Origin of the sequence: Arthrobacter sp. CAU 1506 (genome assembly GCF_005047635.1) — a bacterium.
GTDB lineage: Bacteria > Actinomycetota > Actinomycetes > Actinomycetales > Micrococcaceae > Crystallibacter.
Map to the genome: position 1 here is coordinate 1 of NZ_SUKC01000032.1, position 4,121 is coordinate 4,121.

Annotated in this window: 4 protein-coding genes; 1 reads left to right on the top strand and 3 read right to left on the bottom strand. The window is 63.2% G+C overall.

Translation table 11 applies throughout. From position 1 onward, the window contains the following. Window positions 1-230 precede the first annotated feature (230 nt). The gene (locus E4J89_RS19205) at window positions 231-707 is read left to right on the top strand and encodes a hypothetical protein (protein ID WP_136787811.1); all 477 of its coding nucleotides are present in this window, start codon (window positions 231-233) and stop codon (window positions 705-707) included. Between the two features lie 214 nt (window positions 708-921). Here E4J89_RS19205 and E4J89_RS19210 read toward each other — a convergent pair whose 3' ends face one another. From E4J89_RS19210 to E4J89_RS19220, 3 genes are all read right to left on the bottom strand, one after another. Then, entirely contained in the window at window positions 922-2,283 is a 1,362-nt protein-coding gene (locus E4J89_RS19210; protein ID WP_240692000.1) for a hypothetical protein, read from the bottom strand. Between the two features lie 139 nt (window positions 2,284-2,422). Next, the gene (locus E4J89_RS19215) at window positions 2,423-2,755 is read right to left on the bottom strand and encodes a helix-turn-helix transcriptional regulator (protein WP_136787812.1); all 333 of its coding nucleotides are present in this window, start codon (window positions 2,753-2,755) and stop codon (window positions 2,423-2,425) included. A 5-nt stretch (window positions 2,756-2,760) separates the two neighbouring features. Continuing rightward, window positions 2,761-3,858, bottom strand: a complete 1,098-nt coding sequence (locus E4J89_RS19220) for a site-specific integrase (protein ID WP_136787813.1) — start codon at window positions 3,856-3,858, stop codon at window positions 2,761-2,763. Window positions 3,859-4,121 lie beyond the last annotated feature (263 nt).

The window sequence follows — 4,121 nt, forward strand, 5'->3', positions numbered from 1 at the left end:
TACTGGTAACCGTGCATATTTGATTCGGCACTATTCGCGCTGGACCGCAGCTGTATCTGGTGGTTAATTCACTGCCGGCTCGGCCGCCATGAGGTCCTGCTTTCCACCCCGTCGCTTTACGGACACCGGCCCGTGCTATGTTCGGCCGCAGGGATGAGTGAGGGCAAACAAATCCCTGGCTCTGTGGCTGTGTTCGGTGTTCGCTATCACGATGACAAGGTGGGCCTGACGTGAGAAGACGATTTCAATGGGGGACCGTCGGCGCAGTGCTGGCGCTCTCGACGATAGTCGCCACCAGCGGCTGCGGGGAGAGCGATGGTTCCGCCGCGGCGGATCCGAATCGTCCCGCGCCGGCTTCATCGTCCGCCTCCGCGCCGGCTTCGTCAATGGCCGGTGGCCAGGTGGCCACCCGGTTGCTCGTCTGGACCAAGGACGGGGGCAGCAAGTTTGAGGCCCTGATGTCAGGGCGCCTCGGCGTCGATGCCCTCGGCTGTGTAACGCTGGACGACGACGCACTTGTGGTTCCGAGGGGTTCTACGCTCGAGGACGATGGCCGCAAGGTATCGATCAAGGGGGTTGGCACGTTCCCGCTGGGCAATGATCTGCCTCCGACCGGCGGCGGATACGAGGAGTATGCAGACCGGTCCGATGTGCCTGCCGGGCGGCAGGTCTGCGCAGGGACGAATTTCGCTGTGTTGACCCCCTGATCGCTGCCTTCCGGTGATACGCGAGACACCGCGACTGAAGTACTGACTCATTTGGTCCGTGGGCATGGCGGTGAACCCCCTCTGGACCGGCGATGCCGTATTCATTCGTTTCCGCGTGAACCCGTCGATTCGTTTCCGGATGAAACCTTGGGCGCTGCGTCGGGGGCGCGTTCAGCCTGATGCGGGATTCGGGTGGACGCCGCCTTGCTGGCATCTAATGTGGAAGTCGCCTTGGGCTCGGGTACCGTGACCAGGGTTCCGCTGCCGCGGCGGCGTGTTTTTGCGTGACTTGGTAGCTGTAGCCGAGCATCTCGGCTGCGATCGGGGCGGGGATTTCCCTGACGAGGGCGCGAAGGGATGCGTTGCGCGCGCCCAGCAGGTTGATGCCGAGTTCCCGGAACCGGTCCATGAAGGTGTTCGGGTGGATGTGTTGGCCGGCGCGGTAGCCGGGGAAGAGCCACTGGCTGCCGGAACTGCTCCCGGTGCGCATGTTGGGGCGGGAGGCCAGATGTTGTGTGACCAGGACGGCGAAAGGTTCGGGTACTGGCGCTGGGTCGCCGTCGCCGAGTGAAAGATGCAGGCCCTCAGGCGTGAGGATCACATCGGTGCTTTTCATCGCGGCGATCTTCACTACTGGCTGGGCGTAGAGCAGCAGGAAAATTGCGGCGACCCGGTAGGACAGCGTTTCAACATTGTCCGTGAGACAGGCCTTGAGCATGGCGAGTCGCTGGCCCTGGGTGAGCAGCGGCACGGTCTTGGCCTGCCGGAATCCGATGGTGATGTTGGTGCAGGTCCGGTTCTCGACCGCCCAGACGAAGAAGGTTCTGATGGCGTGCCTGGTGGTGGGGCCGTCAGCCAGCCATGCGTCGACGTCTCCCTGGAGGCAGGAGGCGACGGTCCGTCCGTAGGCGAGCTTGAGCCAGGTGAGGAATTTGATGGTTTCGGTGATTTCCTGCTTCGCGCTGTGCACGGGACCGCGGGTGGGTTTCCCCTCTGCGGAGAGGCTCCTGATGCGTCGCAGGTGGTGCCAGCGGGAGAAGGACTCGATAGGACGCCGGATCTCGGGGTCATCAATGTCGTCGAGCTTGCTGGGTAGCCACCGCTCAAAGAGAGCGAGGTAGTGGTCCCGGACCGGGAGCAGGTTGTGGTGGGTGAGCAGGCTGCGCAGATGTTCCACGCGCGGGCTGTTTGGTTCCTTGTCGAGCGCTACGTGGCTGAGGGGGATGTCTCCGGTGGCGAGTCGTTCAAGCAGTTCGCGGACCCCCTTTCTGCGGAGCCAGGTGAAGATGCTTTCGGGGCGCTGGGCTCCGCAGAGCGCGGCGAGCAGTTTCGCTGCCGTCGTTTCCGGGCCCTGGGACTCGTCGAGGCGCAACAGCGTCGTGAGGTCGTTCCGGAGTGAGCAACGCGCGCAGGTCTTCTGGCGGTAGTGCTCGGTTTCCGTGCCGCAGCCGGAGCAGCGGTAGTCCTGGGTGATACCTGCGCAATCGACACAGACCGGCTGGTCTCCGTTGGAAGCTGACCTGCCCGGGAGCATGCGCTCTGTTCCGCAGCCGGGGCAGGTTCCGTAGGTGCGCATGGCGACCGTGAAGCAGGTTCCGCAGATCCTGCCTTCTGGCCAGCTGGCACGGTGTTTGCCGGCTGCTCGTGAGCATCGGTCGCAGGTAAAGGCCCCGGCCGTGCGGGGCCGTCCGCGGACGCCAGTCCGCGGGGTGATCTCAGCCGTCATCGCGGATCACGCGGGCGCGTTTGGGTCTGATGGTCTTGTTCAGGTCCACGACGTTGGTGTCGGAGGCGACCTTGCGGACCTTGGCATCTGTTGCCGTGACGGTGACCAGGTCCTCGGGCCCGCAGGAGAAGATGTCGCAGAGCGCGGCGATCATCATCAGTGAGACGCGTTCCGGGCGTTGGGTGACGAGCCGGTAGACCTGGGAGGCCGAGAGTTCGATGCCGCGTTCCTTCAGCAAGGGGCTGAGGTCGGTGCTGTTATGCATTCCCCGGGCTGCCATGAGTTCTGCTAGCCGCCACCGGTAGTCGATCTCTCGTTTCATGAGGTTCAGTCTCCCATTCCGGCCAGGGCGTCCCGGATGGTGGAGTCCAGGGCGCGGCGCAGTGTTTTGACCCGGTAGTCGCTGGAGACGGAGGTGTAGAGGGCAGTGGTTGAGGCATGCTCGTGCCCCGCCTGGTGCTGGACGAACAAGGGATCCATGCCCGATTCGATCAGGTGGGTGACGTAGGAGCGGCGCAGTGAATGGATGTCCAAACCGGGGGAGAGGCCAAGGTCTTCGCAGTAACGGTTGAAGCGGCGGTTCAGGGCGGTCTCGGAGACAAGGGTGCCGCGTTCGGAAGGAAACAGGTCCAGACCGTCGGTCATGTGCAGGCGGCCGCGTTCCAGCCAATCGGCGACGATTTCCGCGGACCAGTCGAACACGGTAAGGACGCTGCGGCGTTTGGGTGGTGAGCCCTTCATGGCTTTCCCGTACCGGACCTGAAGAACTCCGAATTTGCCGAATTCGCGGGCGTGCGGGTTCCGGGAGAAATCCACTGATTGCAGGTGCCGGACCTCGTTGCGCCGCAGGCCCCAGCAGTAGGCCACCTTGAAAAGAACGGCGTCCCGGTAAGCAGGCAGCCAGCCCTTCCGGCCCAGCGCAGCGATACGATCCACCTCGTCATCGGCCCGGTCAAAGAAGGCCTGCAGTTCCTGCCTGGTGAACGGGCGTCGCTTGGGAGCCGATTCGGTTGCCTGGGCGTGGACCGCGGTGTTCCAGTCAAAACAGACTTGTGACGGGTGCGTTCCGAAATACTGTTCGCAGACCCGGTCCCAGCCATAATCAGGCGAGGCCAGATAGGAACAGAACGCCCTCAGCGCCCCCTGATAGCTCCTGATGGTGGACTGGGCGGCGTGCTTGACGCTGCGCAGATCCCCAAAGAACTCATCCACGTGGGCCGGCGTCCACTGCCACGGGTACTCGTTCGTGGATTCCTGGAACCGCGTCACCAGCCGTTCGCGGGACTCGATCGTGCCAAACGCCAGATTCCTGCTCAACTGTTGGTTGCGCCAGCCATCGAGCATCTGGGCGAACACATGATCCTCGGGGTGAAGAAAACGCACCGCCCCGAAATCGAGTACCCGTCCCGCTGAATCGATCGCCACGAACCCTCCCAAGAGATTGCATCTGATGCATGAATCATGCAATTAATGCAGACGGCCTGCAAATCCGCAGGTCAGAGCGTCCTGCCTGAGGTGTGCAGTCCAGTTCGTACGATCCGAATCGACGCGGGCGAGAGGACTCGACTCGACTTTCTGAAGGACGTTTCCGCAGGTCAGAGACGATGTGGTGTCGTCCATGCAGTGTGGTGCCGAAGTCGCGGCAGTGGAGGGCCTGTCGTGCATCGGATGCAATAATCACTGTTCTA